The organism is Acerihabitans sp. (assembly GCF_036398755.1).
GTDB lineage: Bacteria > Pseudomonadota > Gammaproteobacteria > Enterobacterales > Enterobacteriaceae > Acerihabitans.
The window spans coordinates 39,317-56,061 of sequence record NZ_DASWOM010000064.1 but is presented as its reverse complement, the minus strand read 5'-3'; the positions used below and the strand labels follow the sequence as shown (position 1 = coordinate 56,061).

The following is a 16,745-nucleotide window of genomic DNA, read 5'->3' as shown; positions in this document are numbered from 1 at the left end:
GTTATGTCATTAACCTCCCTGGCGCGCCTGGGCGATGTGCCCGCCGGCGAGTGGGATGCCCTGGTTCCGGCCGGACAACCCTTCCTGCGCCACGCATTTCTCAGCGCGGTCGAGGACAGCGGCAGTCTTGGCCCACGTTCCGGCTGGCAAGCCGACCATCTGTTATGGGTGGAGGGCGGCCGTACCCTCGCCGCCATGCCCGGCTATCGGAAAAGCCATTCCTATGGCGAATACGTTTTCGATCAGGGCTGGGCGGAAGCCTGCGAGCGCGCCGGTATAGAATATTACCCCAAATGGCTGGGCGCGGTGCCCTTCAGCCCGGTCACCGGCGCCCGGCTGCTCGGCTCCCCGGCGGCGGGCGCACAACTGCTGGCGGCGCTGCCGGGGCATCTTGCCCGCCATGGGCTGTCGGGCGCGCATATCAACTTTACCGATGCCCCGGCCAACGTTCTGCTGGCGGCCGAGCCGGACTGGCTCAGGCGCCTGGGCTGCCAGTACCATTGGTTTAATCGCGGCTATCGGGATTTCCAGGATTTTCTCGATACCCTCACCTCGCGCAAGCGCAAACAACTACGCAAGGAGCGCGAACAGGTCCTGGCGCAGGGCATTGATTTCTCCTGGCTTACGGGAACGCAGGTGAACGAGGCGCAATGGGACTTTATTTACGCCTGCTACGCCAATACCTATGAGGTGCGCGGCCGCAGGCCATATCTGACGCGGGACTTCTTCAGCCTGCTGGCCGAACGGATGCCCGGCGCCATCCGGGTGGTGCTGGCCAGCCAACAGGGTCATCCGGTGGCCATGGCCTTCAGCCTGGTGGACCATGATACGTTTTACGGCCGCTATTGGGGATGCCTGGCGGAATTCGACCGGCTGCATTTCGAAACCTGTTTTTACCAGGGCATCGAGTATGCCATTGCCCGGGGACTGGCGCGTTTTGACGCCGGCGCCCAGGGCGAGCATAAGCTTATCCGCGGGTTCGAGCCGGTGCTGACCGATTCGTGGCACTACCTGCGCCATCCCGGCCTGCGCGCGGCGGTGGCCGATTTCCTGACCGGGGAGCGCCAGGCCGTGCGCGCCTGGGCGGACGACGCCAGGCTGTCGCTACCCTACCGCCGGGATTGAGCCACAGGGTGCGAAAACCGCCCCGGCGGAGCGGAATGCCGCCCGGATTACCCGGCGCCGACAAATCCGCCGGTCTGGTAGCGCCATAGCCGGGCATACAGCCCCCCGCGGGCCAGCAGTTCGTTATGGCTGCCGACCTCGGCAATCCGCCCGTTATCCAGCACCACCAGCCGATCCATCTTGATGATGGTCGACAGCCGGTGGGCGATGGCAATCACCGTCTTGCCGCGCATCAGTAGCTCCAGGCTTTCCTGGATGGCCGCCTCCACTTCAGAATCCAGCGCGGAGGTGGCCTCGTCCATAATCAGGATCGGCGCGTCCTTAAGCAATACCCGGGCAATGGCGATACGCTGGCGCTGCCCGCCGGAGAGCTTAACCCCGCGCTCGCCGACGTGGGCATCCAGGCCGGTGCGGCCCTGGAGATCGGACAGCTGCGGGATAAACTCGTCGGCGCGGGCGCGGCGGATGGCATCCCACAGCTGGGCTTCATTGGCGCCGGGCCTGCCGTACAGCAGGTTGTCGCGAATAGAGCGGTGCAGCAGGGACGTGTCCTGGGTTATCATGCCGATCTGCGCCCGCAGGCTTTCCTGGCTAACCTGGGCGATATCCTGTCCGTCGATAAGGATACGGCCGCCGTCCAGGTCATACAGGCGCAGCAGCAGGTTAACCAGCGTCGACTTGCCAGCGCCGGAGGGGCCGATCAGGCCGATTTTTTCGCCGGGCCGGATAGCCAGATCCAGACCGTTAATCACCTGCCGTTCCCGGCCATAGTTAAAGGCAACGCGATCAAAATGAATGGCGCCACGGTCAACCACCAGGCGTTGCGCCCGCGGACGGTCGATGACGCTAACCGGTTGGGCGATGGTTTCCAGGCCGTCCTGTACCATGCCGATATTTTCAAAAATGCCGTTAACCACCCACATGATCCAGCCCGACATATTGACGATGCGGATCACCAGGCCGGTGGCCAGGGCGATGGCGCCCACGCTGAGCTGCGACTGGGTCCATAACCATAGCGCCAGGCCGGTGGTGCCGACAATCAGCAGCCCGTTCAGCGTGGTAATCGCCACGTCCATGCTGGTTACCATGCGGCTCGCCAGCTGGGTTTTATAAGTCTGCTCGCTGATGGCCTCGCGGGCGTACTGTTGTTCCAGCGCCGAATGCGCGAACAGTTTCAGGGTGGTGATATTGGTGTAACCGTCGACGATACAGCCCATCAGTTTGGAGCGCGCCTCGGAAGACGCCACCGAGCGGGACTTTACCCTGGGGACGAAATAATACAGGCTGAGCAGAAACCCGAAAATCCAGGCCACCAGCGGGATCATCAGGCGCCAGTCGGCCTCGGCGAACAGCACCAGCGTGGTGATGGCGTAAATCAGCACATGCCACAGGGCGTCCACCGCCTGCACCAGCGAGTCGCGCAGTGAGCTGCCGGTCTGCATGATGCGCTGGGCGATACGGCCGGCAAAATCGTTCTGGAAAAAATTGAGGCTTTGGCGCAGCACGTAGTTATGGTTTTGCCAGCGGATCATGCTGGTCATGCCCGGGCTGATGGTCTGGTGTACCAGCAGATCGTGCAGGCCGATAAACACCGGGCGCATGACAAGGATAACCGCCGCCATCCACAGCAGCTCGCCGCCGTGCGCCGTGAAAAACCCCGCGCTGGGCGTAGTGTTGACCAAATCGATAATCCGGCTCAGGTAGCTGAACAACGCCACCTCGATAAGCGCGCCGATAAGGCCGACCACCAGCAGCGCGGCAAAGCTCGGCCAGACCTGGCGCAGATAATACAGATAGAAAGGCAAGACCCGCCCGGGGGGAGCCTTCGCCGGCGCGTCCTGGAATACATCGATAATTTTTTCAAAACGGCGATACAGCATGCAATCCTCTCCGTGTTAAAGCGCAAGCGCGGGCGTTCGTGACCGATCGTCGCGCTTCGCCATGCCGCGCACGCGCGAACATGACCAGAAAAGATGAAGAGTAGTGCATTTTGCGCCGGATTTTCGACTCAATTGACGGTTGGTTTCAATACAGTGCAGATTGATGACCCGGCGGGGGGCCGGCCGGATTTTATCTTCAGCCTCGGGGCGCCCCCGCCCAGCGATGCGCGGAATTACTCCACCGCGTCACGAATCAGCGGGCAGGTCATGCAATGACCGCCGCCGCGTCCCCGGCCCAACTCGCTGCCCACAATCTCAATCACCTCGACCCCCTCTTTACGCAGCCGGGTATTGGTTTTGGTGTTGCGATCGTAGGCCATCACCTTGCCGGGTGACAGCGCCACCATATTATTGCCGCTGTCCCACTGCTGACGCTCGGTATCGTAGTCATTGCCCTCGGTTTCCACCACCCGCAGCTTATCCAGGCTTAACGCCGCGGCCACCGCCTCGACAAAGGTGCCCGGGTCGCGGCTGAGCTTCATGCCGGTCGGGCCGTCGTCCGGACGCAGGGAAAAGGTCTGGATTTGATTGACGATGGCCGGGTACAGCGTCACCACATCCCGATCGCAAAAGGTGAATACCGTATCCAGGTGCATCGCCGCGCGCAGTTTCGGCATGGCGGCGATCATTACCCGTTCCACCCCGGCGTGTTTTTTGGCGAATAGCGACGCGGCCAGCTGGGTAATGGCCTGGTGCGAGGTGCGTTCGCTCATGCCTATCAGTACCGTTTTATTGCCGATAGGCATCACATCGCCGCCTTCAAGCGTGGCGGTGCCGTGATGTACGGTCGGGTCGCCATACCAGATATCAAAACGGGCCTGGGCAAAATCGGGATGGAATTTGTAAATGGCGGCCATCAGCAACGTTTCCTCGTGGCGGGCCGGCCAATAAAGCGGATTGAGCGTTACGCCGCCATAGATCCAGCAGGTGGTGTCGCGGGTATAAAGCGTGTTCGGCAACGGCGGCAGCAGATATTCGGTAATGCCCACCGCCTCGCGGATAAGCTTCAGCTCTTCGTGGTCGGCATATCCCTGCGCGGCCAGGTCGGTGGTGGAAAGACCGCCTATCAGGACTTCGGCCAGGACCCTCGGCGCCAGGCCGTCGAGAAAACCGCGGGTTTCGCTTAGTATCCCAAGCGACACCTCATCGGGCACGATTTGCTGGTCCAGCAGCCAGCTCTTGGCCAGGGGATTCTCCAGGGTGGTTGCCAGCAGGTTATGCATCTCCAGCACATCGACGCCCTGTTCGCGCATTTTGGTCATAAAGTCGAAATGATCGCGTTTGGCCCGCTCCACCCACAGCACATCATCAAACAACAGCTCATCGCAGTTACTGGGCGTCAGGCGATTGTGCGCCCTTCCCGGCGCGCACACCAAAACCTTGCGCAGCTGCCCCACTTCCGAATGGACGCCATAATCCGCGGATTTTTGCTTATCTGTCATATCAGCTCCCGTCATTTAAATAGTAATAACTCCGGTGGCGAGACTCCACAGCGCAGCAATGGCCGCCAGCATCACGACAATAAATAATATCCTTTCCGCCGTGGTGAATAATTCCGCCTTCTGCTCACGCTTTGCCAGGATAAACAGCACGGTGCCGGGTCCGTAGATAATAGCGGACAGCAACAGATACTTTAATCCGCCGGCATAGATCATCAGCAACGCGTAAAAGGTGGCAATGGCGGCAATAACCAAATCTTTGGTATGCCCGCGCGCATCGGTTTCATAGGTCTCTTTGGTCCAGGCCAGCTTTAAGGCGTAGGCGCCGACCAGTAAATAAGGAATAAGCGTTAATGAACTGGTTAATTCAAGCGCCAGCTGGAAAGCGTAATCACTAAACAATGTCAGGACCAGGAATACCTGGATGGTAATATTGGTCAGCCATACGGCGGCGGAAGGGACCGCCCGGCTATTTTCGCTGGCGAATATTTTCGGCATGCTTTGGCTTTTGGCGGCGGAGAATAACACTTCCGCCGCCAAAAGCGACCAGGAAAGATAGGCGCCCAGCACCGAGATAATCAGCCCGGCGCTGATGAACACCGCGCCCCAGCGTCCCACCACCGCCTCAAGCACTCCGGCCATCGACGGCTGGCGCAGGGCGGCCAGGTCCGGACGCAGCAGCACGCCGTAGGACAGCATGGTCACCAGGATCATCAGGCACAGCACGCCGATAAACCCCAGCACCGTGGCGATGCCGATGTGGCTGCGCCGTTTGGCGTAACGGGAATACACGCTGGCGCCCTCGATGCCCAAAAAGACGAACACCGTCACCAGCATGGTGCTGCGCACCTGGGAAAACAGCGATTCGGGCGCCGGCGCCACACCCAGGGCGGCGTGGCCGGCATAGCCATAGTCGTTGAGATGCGCCAGATCGCCGGCGCGCGCCGGGTCGGGAACGCCCCAGAAATTGGCGACAAAAAAATCGCCTTTAAAGGCGAAGATCAATACGATGACAAAACAGAATATCGGAATGACCTTGGCGAAGGTGGCGATGGTATTGATCGATGCCGCGCCTTTTACCCCGCGCAGCAACAGCACATGAAACGCCCACAGGATAACCGAGGCCACCGCGACCGCCGGCACGGTGTTACCGTTGCCGAATATCGGGAAAAAAGCGCCGAGCGTGGATTTTATCAACACATAATAAGAAACGTTGCCGATACAGGTACCCGCCCAGAATCCCAAGGCGGCGGCAAAACCCAAATAGTCGCCGAATCCCTGTTTGGCATAAATGAATACCCCGGAATCAAGCTCAGGTTTACGCTGGGCCAGCGTCTGGAATACAAATGCCAGCATCAGCATGCCCCCGCCGGCGATACACCAGGCGATCAGGGCGCCGAATCCCCCGGTGGCGCGGCCAAACGTCGCCGGCAGGGAAAATATGCCGGCACCGATCATCGACCCCACCACTAAAGCCGTAAGCGACCATAAAGACAATTTCGTGTCTGCAGCGTTTGTCATATATATTCTCAACGTCTTGCGGTAAATCATAAATTAACTCAATTTTCAGATAATGTATTGTGATATTTTCGTGATTTTCGCTTTTTGTATTTAATAGCGTTATACACCCGGATAATTAATATCCGGGATATATTTATTAAAATGAAATGATAAATAATTTTTATTGTAAAAATGACTTATTTGAAAAAATAATATTAATTATTTTTTATTTTCCCGCGGCCAAATCCATTAATAAAATTTATCGAAAACAGATCTACTGTCACCGTTATTATTTATGACAAATTTATTTCATTAACCAGATCACCAAATAGACCATTTTACTTTACTAATGCCCGTCTCAATCGAAAGACCAAGGTTAAGCATTTTTCCCCGCGGAACGGGGCGTCACACGGGGCTTCTTATTCTCATGCCTAATGACTGCCTCAACGCCTGGGCCAATTGCGCCAGGGTAAACGGCTTGCGCAGCAGCGTAACGGCGTCGGGCAACCCGCAGCCGTCGCGGCGCATATCCTGGCCGCTGATAAGCAGGGTCGCCAGCGCCGGATTGGCCTGACGGGCCAGCTGGATGACCTCGGCGCCGCTGCGCGCGCCGGGTAGCATCAGGTCGCTTATCAGCATGGCGATATCCGGGGTGCGCCCGAGCAGCATCAGGGCCTCGGCGCTATCGCCGGCGGCAAGCGTCACGTATCCCAACTGATGCAGCTGTTCGCACAGGGTATCGCGCACATCTTCCTGATCGTCAAGGACCAGCACCAGCAGATCCTCGCGCGCCGCCGGACCGGGGTCGGGCATCGGTTCCGGCGCCGGGTCCATCGCCGGCGCGCGCGGCAGCTGCAGGCGCACCAGCGTGCCGGCGCCGGGGGATGATTCAATCTGCACCCGGCCGCCGGACTGGCGGATAAAGCCATAGACCATCGACAGCCCCAGGCCGCTGCCGTTGCCGACGGTTTTGGTGGTGAAAAAAGGCTCGAATACCTGCGATTGCACCTCGGCCGACATGCCGCAGCCGCTGTCGCCGACTTCCAGGGTGACCATGTCCTGCTTTCTGCCGCCGGCGCGCACCACCCGCTGGTTATAGGTGCGGATAATAATTTCGCCGCCGCGTCCCTCCATGGCGTCGCGGGCGTTGACCACCAGGTTCATGATGGCGTTTTCCAACTGATTGACGTCGATCCAGGCAAACCAGCCGGGCAGTTGCGGCGCCACCTTCAAAATCAGGTTGACCGGAAGCGTTTGGCGCAGCAGTACGCTCAGATTATCCACCAGTCCGGGCAATTGCACCGCCTGCGGATGCAGCGCCTGTTTGCGGGAAAAGGCCAGCAGGCGCTGGGTCAGCTGGGCGCCGCGTCCGGCGGCTTTCAGGGCGCGATCGATGCGCTCGCCGTCGCGACCATCGCCGTTTGCGCACAGCTCCAGGCTGCCGATAATCACCGCCAGCAGGTTATTGAAGTCATGGGCCAGGCCGCCGGTCAGCTGGCCCACCGCCTTCATTTTCTGGCTATGGACCAGCGCCTGCTCCAGAGCCTTGCGCTCCGAGCGGTCCAACACCACATTGACCATGCCGTGGCGCGGCACCGGACTGAAACGCAGCTCCAGGATGGGACCGGCCGCCAGATGCAGCTCCAGCGCGCGCGGCGCAAGGGCGCGCAGGTGGGCGTTCACCTCGCGCCAGTCGCGATAGCCCGGCACTTTCGCCTGGTTGCGGCCAAGGGCGGCCAAGAGCTCGCGATAATGCTGGCCGCGAAACAGCAGCGTGGCCGGCAGTCCCAGCAACAGCGGATATTGCGGGTTCCATACCACCAGGCGGCCGCGCCGATCGAACAGGGCAAAGCCGTCGCGCATGGCCAGAAAGGTGTTCTCTAATTGGGTGCTTTTTTCTTTCAGCAGGCGCGAGGTCTGCTCCAGGGATGCGGTGTTGCCGGCAAAGACGTTAAAGGCCCGCGCCAGATCGCCCAGTTCGTCGCGCCGGTGCAATCCCGGCACGCTGACCTGGCGTTCCCCCCCCGCCAGCCGGGACATGGCGTCGGCGATAACCGACAGGTTGGACCCCAGGTTGCGATAGATATACCAGCCGGCAAAAAGGGTAATCACCAGCGACAGCAGGGCGAACAGACCGATGAAATAGATGATCGACGCCAGTTCGTGATGCGTTTGGCGGATCCGCTCGCGCGACTCCCCCGCCACCTTTTGCACATACAGGTTGATGTCGCCGTTCAGCATGCCGACCAACGCTTTGATATGGTAAGTGAAATACGCAATGGCCAGATCGCTGTCGGACAGCTCCCGCCCCAGGGGGCCGAGGTTTTGCTGGCTAAGCATAAAGCGCCGGATTTTATCGGCCAACAGGGGGCTGAGGTGATCGGCCGGCGGCCAGCCGGCCATCACCTGATCCAGTTGGATAAGCGCCGATCGGGGACTGGTGGTGTGGATGGCGATGTCCAGCAGGCGGTCGATTTCTTCCCTGAGGGCAAACGTCGGCGCCAGTTGGCGCTCACGGGCGGCGATGGTGGCGATCTGGTGCAGGTACATCTGGCATTGGTACAGCTCGCTTAGCAATTGGTTGCGCTGCATATGCCGCTGGCGGCCCAGCTCAAGCAGGCGGGTGACGCTGGCCTCCAGGGCGCCGCTGCGCCGGGTGATGCGTTCCACCAGCGCCGGCTCGCTCGCCGCCAGGGGCGATTGCGCCAATTGGCGCAAAGAGTCCTGCAGCGCCAGCTGCGTTTGCGCCAGCAGCAAGGCCTCGCTCTGATACTCCAGCGCGCCCACCACCTGGGACAAACGGATGGCGGCAATGGCCACGTTGGCGGTATCGCGCCCCAGTTCCATGCTGCCGGTCATTTCACTGAGGGTATGGGCCTGCATTTGTTCTTGCAGATTGCCGGCATGACGAAACCCCACGATCGCCACCCCGCTGACCATCAGCGTCACCGCCACCACCAGCAGGTTGAACATCAGCAGGCGGCCCCTGGCGCCTGCCAGGATCGGTCTTGGGGAGAACAACGACGTCATATCAGGGCTCCGCAACGGGCTGGCCGCCAGTATAGAACCCATGCCATGGCCAATTATGACAAACATGAACAACCGCTGACATTTTGCATTTATCTGGATCTGCTTTACTGCGTCTGTGACGGCTTAACGAAGGCGCCAACAGGATGACAGCTACCCCGATTCTCGAAATGCGCGATATTGGCAAACGCTTCGGCCATTTCCATGCCCTGAAGTCGGTCAACCTCAAGGTCTGGCTGGGTGAAATCCATGCGCTGATGGGAGAAAACGGCGCCGGGAAAAGCACCCTGATGAAGATCCTGGCCGGCGCGTATACCGCCACCAGCGGCGAGATTATTATCGACGGCGCGCCGAGGCCGATTAAAGGCCCAAAAGACGCCCTGGCGGCGGGCATTACCCTGATATACCAGGAAATGAACCTGGCGCCCAACCTGACGGTGGCGGAAAACATCTTCCTGGGCAGTGAGCTGGCGCGCGGCGGCCTGGTGCAGCGCGGCAAAATGGTGCGGGAGGCCCAGCAGGTTATCGATCGCCTGGGCGCGCAGTTCCGCGCCACCGACCTGGTGATGTCGCTGACCATTGCCGAGCAGCAGCAGGTGGAAATCGGCCGGGCGCTGCACCGCAACAGCCGCATCCTGGTCATGGACGAACCCACCGCCGCGCTGTCGTCCCGCGAAACCCAGCGCCTGTTCGAACTGATTAAACGGCTGCGTCAGGAAGGGATGGCCATTATCTATATCAGCCATCGCATGGCGGAAGTCTATGAACTGTCCGATCGGGTCAGCGTGCTGCGCGACGGCCAGTATGTCGGCAGCCTGACGCGCGAGCAGCTCTCCGCCGCCGAGCTGGTGCGCATGATGGTCGGACGGCCGTTAAGCGATCTGTTTAATAAGGACACGCATATTCCGGTCGGCGATGTGCGCCTGGAACTGCGGGACCTGACCGACGGCAAAAAGGTCAGGCCCGTCAGCCTGACGGTGCGCTCCGGCGAAATCGTCGCGCTGTCCGGACTGGTGGGCGCCGGTCGTTCCGAACTGGCCCAACTGGTGTTCGGCGTGCATAAACCCACCGGCGGCGTCATACGGGTGGACGGCAACCCGGTCGCCATTCGTTCGCCGCGCGACGCCATAACGCTGGGCATCGGCTTTTTGCCCGAAAACCGCAAGGAACAGGGGCTGTTCCTCGATATGGCCGCCCATGAAAATATCGTTATGCCGACCCTGGAGCGCGACGCCCATTTCGGCCTGCTCGACCGGCGCAAGGGACTGGTTATTTCGTCCGAGGCCATCCGCGCGCTCAATATCCGGGTTCCCCACGCCCAGGTGCGCGCCGGCGGGTTGTCCGGCGGCAACCAGCAAAAGCTGCTGGTATCGCGCTGGGTGGCCATCCATCCGCGCATCCTGATCCTCGATGAGCCGACGCGTGGCGTGGACGTGGGCGCCAAAAGCGAAATTTACCGCATGATGGGGCAAATGGCGCAGCAGGGCGTGGCCATTTTGATGATCTCCAGCGAACTGCCGGAGGTGGTCGGGATGAGCGACCGCGTCTACGTCATGTGTGAAGGCCGCCTGGCCGGCGAGCTCAGCGGCGGCGAGATTTCGCAGGAAAATATCATGACGCTGGCCACCGGCGTCGAACTGACACCGACGCCCGTTTAAGGAGCCGCCATGGCCACCAATTCCGCTACCCCCGACGCCACGCCGGCCACCGTCAAGAAGCCCTGGCTGAACGACCTGATGCAAACCGTCGGCATCCTGCCGATCCTGGTGCTGATCGTGGCGATTTTCGGCTTCGTCGCGCCCAATTTTTTCACCGACAGCAACCTGCTGAATATTGCCCGCCAGGCCTCGATTAATATCGTCCTGGCGGCGGGGATGACGTTTATCATCCTCACCGGCGGCATCGATTTGTCGGTGGGATCGATGCTTGGCGCCACGGCGGTGGTGGCCATGGTGGCTTCGCTCCATCCGACGCTGGCCTATCTGTCGATACCGCTGGCGCTGCTGGCCGGCCTGGGCATGGGCCTGTTCAACGGCATTCTGGTGGCCTACGCCGGCCTGCCGCCGTTTATCGTCACCCTCGGCACCTATACCGCGCTGCGCGGCGCCGCCTACCTGCTGGCGGACGGCACCACGGTGATTAACTCCTATATCAATTTCGAGTGGATCGGCAACAGCTACCTGGGGCCGGTGCCCTGGCTGATTATCATCGCCCTGGCGGTAATCGCGGTGTGCTGGTTTATCCTCCGGCGCACCACCCTCGGCGTGCATATCTACGCGGTGGGCGGCAACATGCAGGCGGCGCGCCTGACCGGTATCCGGGTCAGCTTCGTGCTGCTGTTCGTCTACGCCGCCAGCGGCCTGCTTTCCGGCCTGGGCGGGCTGATGAGCGCCTCCAGGCTCTACAGCGCCAACGGCAACCTGGGCATGGGGTATGAGCTGGACGCCATCGCCGCGGTGATCCTCGGCGGCACCAGTTTTGTCGGCGGCATCGGCACCATTACCGGCACGCTGGTGGGGGCGCTGATTATCGCCACGCTTAACAACGGCATGACGCTGATGGGCGTCTCCTATTTCTGGCAGCTGGTGATCAAAGGGGCGGTGATCATCATAGCGGTGCTGATTGACAAATACCGTACCCGACATCATCAGGCATAACCCATACCGGAGAAAAACCATGCGATTGAATCCTGTTTATACCGCGCTGCTGACGGCGGCCATGCTGACCGCCGCGCCTCTGGCGCAGGCCAAGGAATTGAAGGCCATCGGCGTGACGGTGGGCGATCTCGCCAACCCGTTTTTTGTGCAGATAACCAAAGGGGCGGAGATGAAAGCCCGCGAACTGGCCGGCGACAAAGTCAACGTCACGCTGGTGTCCAGCGGTTACGACCTGGGCCAACAGGTAGGGCAAATCGATAATTTCATCGCCGCCAAGGTCGATATGATTATCCTCAACGCGGCGGATTCCAAAGGCATCGGTCCGGCGGTGAAGCGCGCCCAGGCCGCGGGTATCGTGGTGGTGGCGGTCGACGTGGCGGCCGAGGGGGCCAACGCCACTATTACGTCCAACAATACCCAGGCCGGGGAATTGGCCTGCCAATACATCACCGACAAGCTGAAAGGCAAAGGCCAGGTGGTCATCGTCAACGGACCGCCGGTGTCCGCGGTGCAAAACCGGGTGGAAGGCTGTATGAACGAGCTGAAAAAGCATCCGGATATCAAATTGCTGTCCTATAACCAGAATGCCAAGGGCAGCCGCGAAGGGGGACTGGAAATAATGACCTCGCTGCTGGCGGCTAACCCGCATATCGACGCGGTATTCGCCATTAACGACCCGACGGCCATCGGCGCCGACCTGGCCGCCAAGCAGGCCCAGCGTAAAGAGTTCTTTATCGTCGGCGTCGACGGCTCGCCGGACGGCGAGGAAGCGTTGAAACGCGAAAATTCGCTGTTTGTCGCCACGCCGGCCCAGGATCCGCAGGTGATGGCCGCCAAAGCGGTGGAAATCGGTTATGACATTTTACAGGGTAAACCGGCGCCCAAGGAACCGGTGCTGATCCCGGTGAAAATGATCGATCGCAACAATGTCGCCAGCTACAAAGGCTGGACGGTGAAATAACCCTCACCGGCGGCGGGCGGGAAAACGTGGCCGATTCCACGCCGGCCCGCCGGCGCCATCCCCGGCGGCGGTGCGCCGCCCGTACCCGATGACAGCGGAGGCGGTATGAAGCGCTCTCAGGTCAACAGTATTCTGCACCAGACCCAGCAGTTTTTTGCCCGCAACGGCATGCATTTGCCGCCGTTTGCCCGTTTTTCCCCGAATGACTGGCTATCCCTGGAGCGCCGGCACTGGCGCGAGGTATTCGATCTGCGCCTGGGCTGGGATGTGACGGACTTCGGCGGCGACGATTTTACCCACGCCGGCCTGACGCTGTTCACCCTGCGCAACGGCTCGCCCGACGGCGGCCCTTATGCCAAGATCTATGCCGAAAAAGCCATTCATTGCCGCGAAGCGCAGATTACGCCGCTGCATTTTCACTGGCATAAGCGCGAGGATATTATCAATCGGGGCGGCGGCAACCTGATGGTGGAAATGTATAACCGCGATGATGAGGAACAGCTGGCCGCCTCAAAGGTGACGGTGGTTATCGACGGCTGCCGGCAGACCCATGCCGCCGGCTCCCGCGTGCGCCTGGCCCCGGGGGAGAGCATTTGCCTGACGCCCGGCATTTATCACAGTTTTTGGGGCGAGGAGGGTTTTGGCGATGTGTTGGTGGGCGAAGTCTCGATGACCAATGACGACCAGCGCGATAACCGTTTCCTGCGGGGACAGGCGCGTTTCAGCCCCATAACCGAAGACGAGGCGCCGCGCTGGCTGCTATGCAACGACTACGAACAGATACCGGCCTGATGCCCTATTCGCGCGCCGGCTTGCATGATTCTCCCGGCGCGCACCGGTCTGCGCGGGCGCGTTAACGGCGCCGGGCGGGCCGCCGGCCCCGCTGATCAGGCGGTCTGGCCGATGTCGATGGCGGCATCGGCGCGCACCACATCCGCCGCGAACACATAACCCAGCCGGCGTATGGTACGGATAAGCGTCGGCTGGTGGGGATTGGATTCTATTTTACGGCGCAGCCGCATGATAAGCACGTCGACGGTGCGATCGAAGACGTCCAGGGTTTCGCTGTGGGTCAGCTCCAGCAGTTGATCGCGGGTCAACACTTTACGGGCATGGGCAAGCAGCGCCAGCAGCAGGCTGTATTCGCCCTGCGTCAGGGTTACCGGTTCCCGGCTGGGATTGAACAGCGTACAGCTGTCGCTGTCCAACCGCCAGCCGTTGAACAGCCAGCCGTTTTGGCGACCGACGGCCGGCGGCTCCATGGCCAGCGCACCGCCGCGGCGCAGCACCGCCTTGATACGCGCTATCACCACGCGGGGATTAAAGGGTTTAACAATATAATCGTCGGCGCCCATTTCCAGCCCGACGACAATATCAGACTCCGACCCCATGCCGGTGAGCATCACTACCGGCAAATGCGGCCGCAGGCGCTGGATTTGCTGCAACACCAGCAGCCCGTTGGTATCCGGCAGCATCAGATCCAGCAGGACCAGCGCTATCTGCGGCGATTGCTCGAGCAGCGCCAGCGCCGACCGGCCCTGATGGCGGACGTGCACGGTAAACACATGTTCGCTGAGCATGTCGTTTAACAGTTCACAAATAGCGGGATCGTCGTCCACGACAAGAATACTGGGTTTCATATGCCGTCTTCGCTGTGTTACGGGAATGATAATAGAGTGTACATTAAGCCAAATCGATCGAACGGTTCAGGACGTGGATGTGTGAGACGTCTCTCATGCCGCGTCGGGAACACGACGACCGGCGGCGGATTGAATGGAGGGAACAACAGTGCGTATAGGAATAGATTTGGGCGGGACCAAAACAGAAGTGGTGGCGCTGGACAACGATGGAATGGCGATATTCCGCCAACGCATCCCCACGCCGCGCGACGATTATGACCAAACCCTGCGCGCCATTGTTGCGCTGGTGGCGGCGGCGGAACAGGCGACCGGCGCGCAGGGCAGCGTCGGCATGGGTATCCCGGGCACCCTGTCGCCGTTTTCCCATCGGGTCAAAAATGCCAATTCGGTCTGGCTTAACGGCCGGGCTATCGACCAGGATTTAACGGCGCTGCTGGGCCGTCCGGTGCGTATCGCCAACGACGCCAACTGCCTTGCGGTATCCGAGGCCACCGACGGCGCGGCCGCCGGCGCCGCTACCGTATTTGCGGTGATTATCGGCACCGGCTGCGGCGCGGGGCTTGCGATCAACGGCCGGGTACATGCCGGCGGCAACGGCATCGCCGGGGAATGGGGCCATAACCCCTTGCCCTGGCAGGATGTGGATGAACAGCGCCATGCCGCAGAGGTGCCCTGCTACTGCGGCAAATCGGGCTGCATCGAAACCTTTGTCTCCGGCACCGGTTTCGCCGGCGACTACCAGCGCCTCGGCGGACCGCCGTCCACCGGCGTGGACATTATGCAGCGGGCGGCGGCGGGAGACGCGCTGGCCGGGATGGCCGTTAGCCGCTATGAACGGCGTCTGGCCAAATCGCTGGCCCATGTGATCAATATCCTCGACCCGGACGTGGTGGTATTGGGCGGCGGCATGAGCAACGTCGATCGTTTATACCGCACCCTGCCGGCGCTGATTAAAGGCTGGACGTTCGGCGGCGAATGCGAAACGCCGGTGCGCAAGGCGCTGCACGGCGATTCCAGCGGGGTGCGCGGCGCCGCCTGGCTGTGGCCGGATTAAACCGTCCGTCCCGCTTTTGGCCATCCTTATCTATAATCAATTGCATGGCGAACTAATATCGCAAAAGCAATGAGAGGGATCATGGCCGAAAAATCGACGACTTCAACTCCGACCGCCGGGCATTCCGGCGGTTCGCTGCTAGGCAATATCCACACCGGCAATCAGCAGATCGATAAGGTTGCGTTTCGTTCCGGCCGCCTTATTGAAAAAGTCAGCGCATACCCGGCGGTGGCGCATGTCATCCGTGCCGTGGAGCGATTTAACGACCGGATGGGCAGCCAGTTCGGCGCGGCGATTACCTATTTTTCCTTCCTGTCCCTGATCCCCATTTTAATGGTGTCCTTCGCCGGGGTGGGGTTTTTCCTGGCGTCCAATCCGGATATCCTGACCGACCTGATTAACAAGATCGCCGACAGCATCAGCGACCGTACCCTGGCGGATACGCTGAAAACCACGGTCAAGACCGCCATCGCCCAGCGCACCACGGTGGGCATTACCGGGCTGCTGATAGCGCTGTATTCGGGACTGAACTGGATGGGCAACCTGCGCGAGGCCATCCGCGCCCAGCTGCGCGACGAATGGGAGCGCAATCCGCAGGATGAGGAAAAATTCTATCTGAAATACCTGCGCGATCTGATTTCCCTGATTGGGCTTATCGTGGCGCTGATTGTCACCCTGTCCCTGACCTCCATTGCCGGCGCCGCCCAGGAAAGCATCGTCAAGGCCCTGGGGCTGGATTCGATCGAATGGCTGCGGCCGGTGATGACGGTGGTGACCCTTATCGTGTCGATACTGGCTAACTATCTGCTGTTTTTGTGGATTTTTTGGGTTATCCCGCGACATAAACCGCATAGCAAGGCCATGTTCCGCGGCGCGCTGCTGGCGGCGGCGGGTTTCGAAATCATCAAGATCATCATGACGCTGACACTGCCCAAGCTTGCCACTTCGCCATCCGGCGCGGCGTTTGGCTCGGTGATAGGGCTGATGGCGTTTTTCTACTTTTTTGCCCGTCTGACGTTATTTTGCGCCGCCTGGATAGCCACGGCGCAATACCTGAGCGACGACAGCCCAACGCCGCCGGAAAATACCCGCCGGCCCGGCGGCGACAGCCGACCTGAGCCGAGCGGCCAGCCGGCCAACCACGCCCGGCACGGCGCCGGCGCCGGTCCCGCGCTTTTTGATGCCGCCCCGGGCAAACCGCCGGCGGCCGGCGGCTTCTCCGCCGCCCAGGCGCCGCCACGGCAGGAGAGCCTGCGGCCCTATCTAATGGTGCTTACCGCCGGAATAGCAGTGTATTATTTCAATAAAATGCGCTAATGGCAGTGATAATCGCTGACTTTAACATAAATGCAACCATAAACCAGCATATAACACTACCCCTGGGCTTTTATTTGGTCCCTAT

General features: G+C 60.7%; 11 protein-coding genes and 1 pseudogene. 7 read left to right on the top strand and 5 right to left on the bottom strand.

All coding sequences use genetic code 11. The annotated features are described in order from the left end of the window. Positions 1 to 3 precede the first annotated feature (3 nt). Positions 4 to 1,125: a GNAT family N-acetyltransferase gene (locus VGC33_RS10475; RefSeq protein WP_331120693.1), complete on the top strand. Its 1,122-nt coding sequence runs from the start codon at positions 4 to 6 to the stop codon at positions 1,123 to 1,125. Positions 1,126 to 1,172: 47 nt separating this feature from the next. Here VGC33_RS10475 and VGC33_RS10470 read toward each other — a convergent pair whose 3' ends face one another. The 4 genes from VGC33_RS10470 to VGC33_RS10455 form a co-directional block, all read right to left on the bottom strand. After that, positions 1,173 to 3,005 carry an ABC transporter ATP-binding protein gene (locus tag VGC33_RS10470; protein ID WP_331120692.1) on the bottom strand — a complete coding sequence of 611 codons (1,833 nt, stop codon included), beginning with the start codon at positions 3,003 to 3,005 and terminating at the stop codon, positions 1,173 to 1,175. A 233-nt stretch (positions 3,006 to 3,238) separates the two neighbouring features. Further along, positions 3,239 to 4,507, bottom strand: coding sequence for an arginine deiminase (gene arcA / locus VGC33_RS10465; protein WP_331120691.1), 1,269 nt, complete (start codon positions 4,505 to 4,507; stop codon positions 3,239 to 3,241). Between the two features lie 15 nt (positions 4,508 to 4,522). Then, complete coding sequence (locus tag VGC33_RS10460) at positions 4,523 to 6,025, bottom strand: basic amino acid/polyamine antiporter (RefSeq protein WP_331120690.1); 1,503 nt, start codon at positions 6,023 to 6,025, stop codon at positions 4,523 to 4,525. A 384-nt stretch (positions 6,026 to 6,409) separates the two neighbouring features. Further along, positions 6,410 to 9,034 carry an ATP-binding protein gene (locus VGC33_RS10455; protein ID WP_331120689.1) on the bottom strand — a complete coding sequence of 875 codons (2,625 nt, stop codon included), beginning with the start codon at positions 9,032 to 9,034 and terminating at the stop codon, positions 6,410 to 6,412. A gap of 143 nt (positions 9,035 to 9,177) precedes the next feature. Here VGC33_RS10455 and VGC33_RS10450 point away from each other — a divergent pair, with 143 nt between their 5' ends. The 4 genes from VGC33_RS10450 to VGC33_RS10435 all read left to right on the top strand — a co-directional run bounded on the left by VGC33_RS10450 (position 9,178) and on the right by VGC33_RS10435 (position 13,441). Beyond that, positions 9,178 to 10,689 (top strand): sugar ABC transporter ATP-binding protein, encoded by a 1,512-nt coding sequence (locus tag VGC33_RS10450; RefSeq protein ID WP_331120688.1) that lies wholly within the window; start codon positions 9,178 to 9,180, stop codon positions 10,687 to 10,689. Positions 10,690 to 10,698: 9 nt separating this feature from the next. Next, on the top strand, positions 10,699 to 11,688 hold the full coding sequence (locus VGC33_RS10445) for an ABC transporter permease subunit (RefSeq protein WP_331120687.1): 990 nt from the start codon (positions 10,699 to 10,701) through the stop codon (positions 11,686 to 11,688). 19 nt (positions 11,689 to 11,707) lie between these two features. Then, positions 11,708 to 12,649, top strand: a complete 942-nt coding sequence (locus VGC33_RS10440) for an ABC transporter substrate-binding protein (RefSeq protein WP_331120686.1) — start codon at positions 11,708 to 11,710, stop codon at positions 12,647 to 12,649. 105 nt (positions 12,650 to 12,754) lie between these two features. Further along, positions 12,755 to 13,441, top strand: a complete 687-nt coding sequence (locus tag VGC33_RS10435) for a D-lyxose/D-mannose isomerase (RefSeq protein WP_331120685.1) — start codon at positions 12,755 to 12,757, stop codon at positions 13,439 to 13,441. 95 nt (positions 13,442 to 13,536) lie between these two features. Here the strand turns inward: VGC33_RS10435 and VGC33_RS10430 are convergent, their stop codons facing one another. Continuing rightward, on the bottom strand, positions 13,537 to 14,289 hold the full coding sequence (locus tag VGC33_RS10430) for a response regulator transcription factor (protein ID WP_331120684.1): 753 nt from the start codon (positions 14,287 to 14,289) through the stop codon (positions 13,537 to 13,539). 148 nt (positions 14,290 to 14,437) lie between these two features. On the opposite strand from VGC33_RS10430, the gene mak reads away from it, so the two are divergent. Together mak and yhjD are read left to right on the top strand one after the other, a co-directional pair. Beyond that, on the top strand, positions 14,438 to 15,343 hold the full coding sequence (mak, locus tag VGC33_RS10425) for a fructokinase (protein ID WP_331120683.1): 906 nt from the start codon (positions 14,438 to 14,440) through the stop codon (positions 15,341 to 15,343). Between the two features lie 135 nt (positions 15,344 to 15,478). Beyond that, positions 15,479 to 16,408 (top strand): annotated as a pseudogene (gene yhjD / locus VGC33_RS10420) (inner membrane protein YhjD); the annotation flags it as partial. Positions 16,409 to 16,745: the final 337 nt, after the last annotated feature.

Coding starts and splice junctions, on each gene's coding strand:
- VGC33_RS10475 (WP_331120693.1), top strand. CDS start 4: ATGTCATTAACCTCCCTGGCGCGCCTGGGCGATGTGCCCGCCGGCGAG.
- VGC33_RS10470 (WP_331120692.1), bottom strand. CDS start 3,005: ATGCTGTATCGCCGTTTTGAAAAAATTATCGATGTATTCCAGGACGCG.
- arcA (WP_331120691.1), bottom strand. CDS start 4,507: ATGACAGATAAGCAAAAATCCGCGGATTATGGCGTCCATTCGGAAGTG.
- VGC33_RS10460 (WP_331120690.1), bottom strand. CDS start 6,025: ATGACAAACGCTGCAGACACGAAATTGTCTTTATGGTCGCTTACGGCT.
- VGC33_RS10455 (WP_331120689.1), bottom strand. CDS start 9,034: ATGACGTCGTTGTTCTCCCCAAGACCGATCCTGGCAGGCGCCAGGGGC.
- VGC33_RS10450 (WP_331120688.1), top strand. CDS start 9,178: ATGACAGCTACCCCGATTCTCGAAATGCGCGATATTGGCAAACGCTTC.
- VGC33_RS10445 (WP_331120687.1), top strand. CDS start 10,699: ATGGCCACCAATTCCGCTACCCCCGACGCCACGCCGGCCACCGTCAAG.
- VGC33_RS10440 (WP_331120686.1), top strand. CDS start 11,708: ATGCGATTGAATCCTGTTTATACCGCGCTGCTGACGGCGGCCATGCTG.
- VGC33_RS10435 (WP_331120685.1), top strand. CDS start 12,755: ATGAAGCGCTCTCAGGTCAACAGTATTCTGCACCAGACCCAGCAGTTT.
- VGC33_RS10430 (WP_331120684.1), bottom strand. CDS start 14,289: ATGAAACCCAGTATTCTTGTCGTGGACGACGATCCCGCTATTTGTGAA.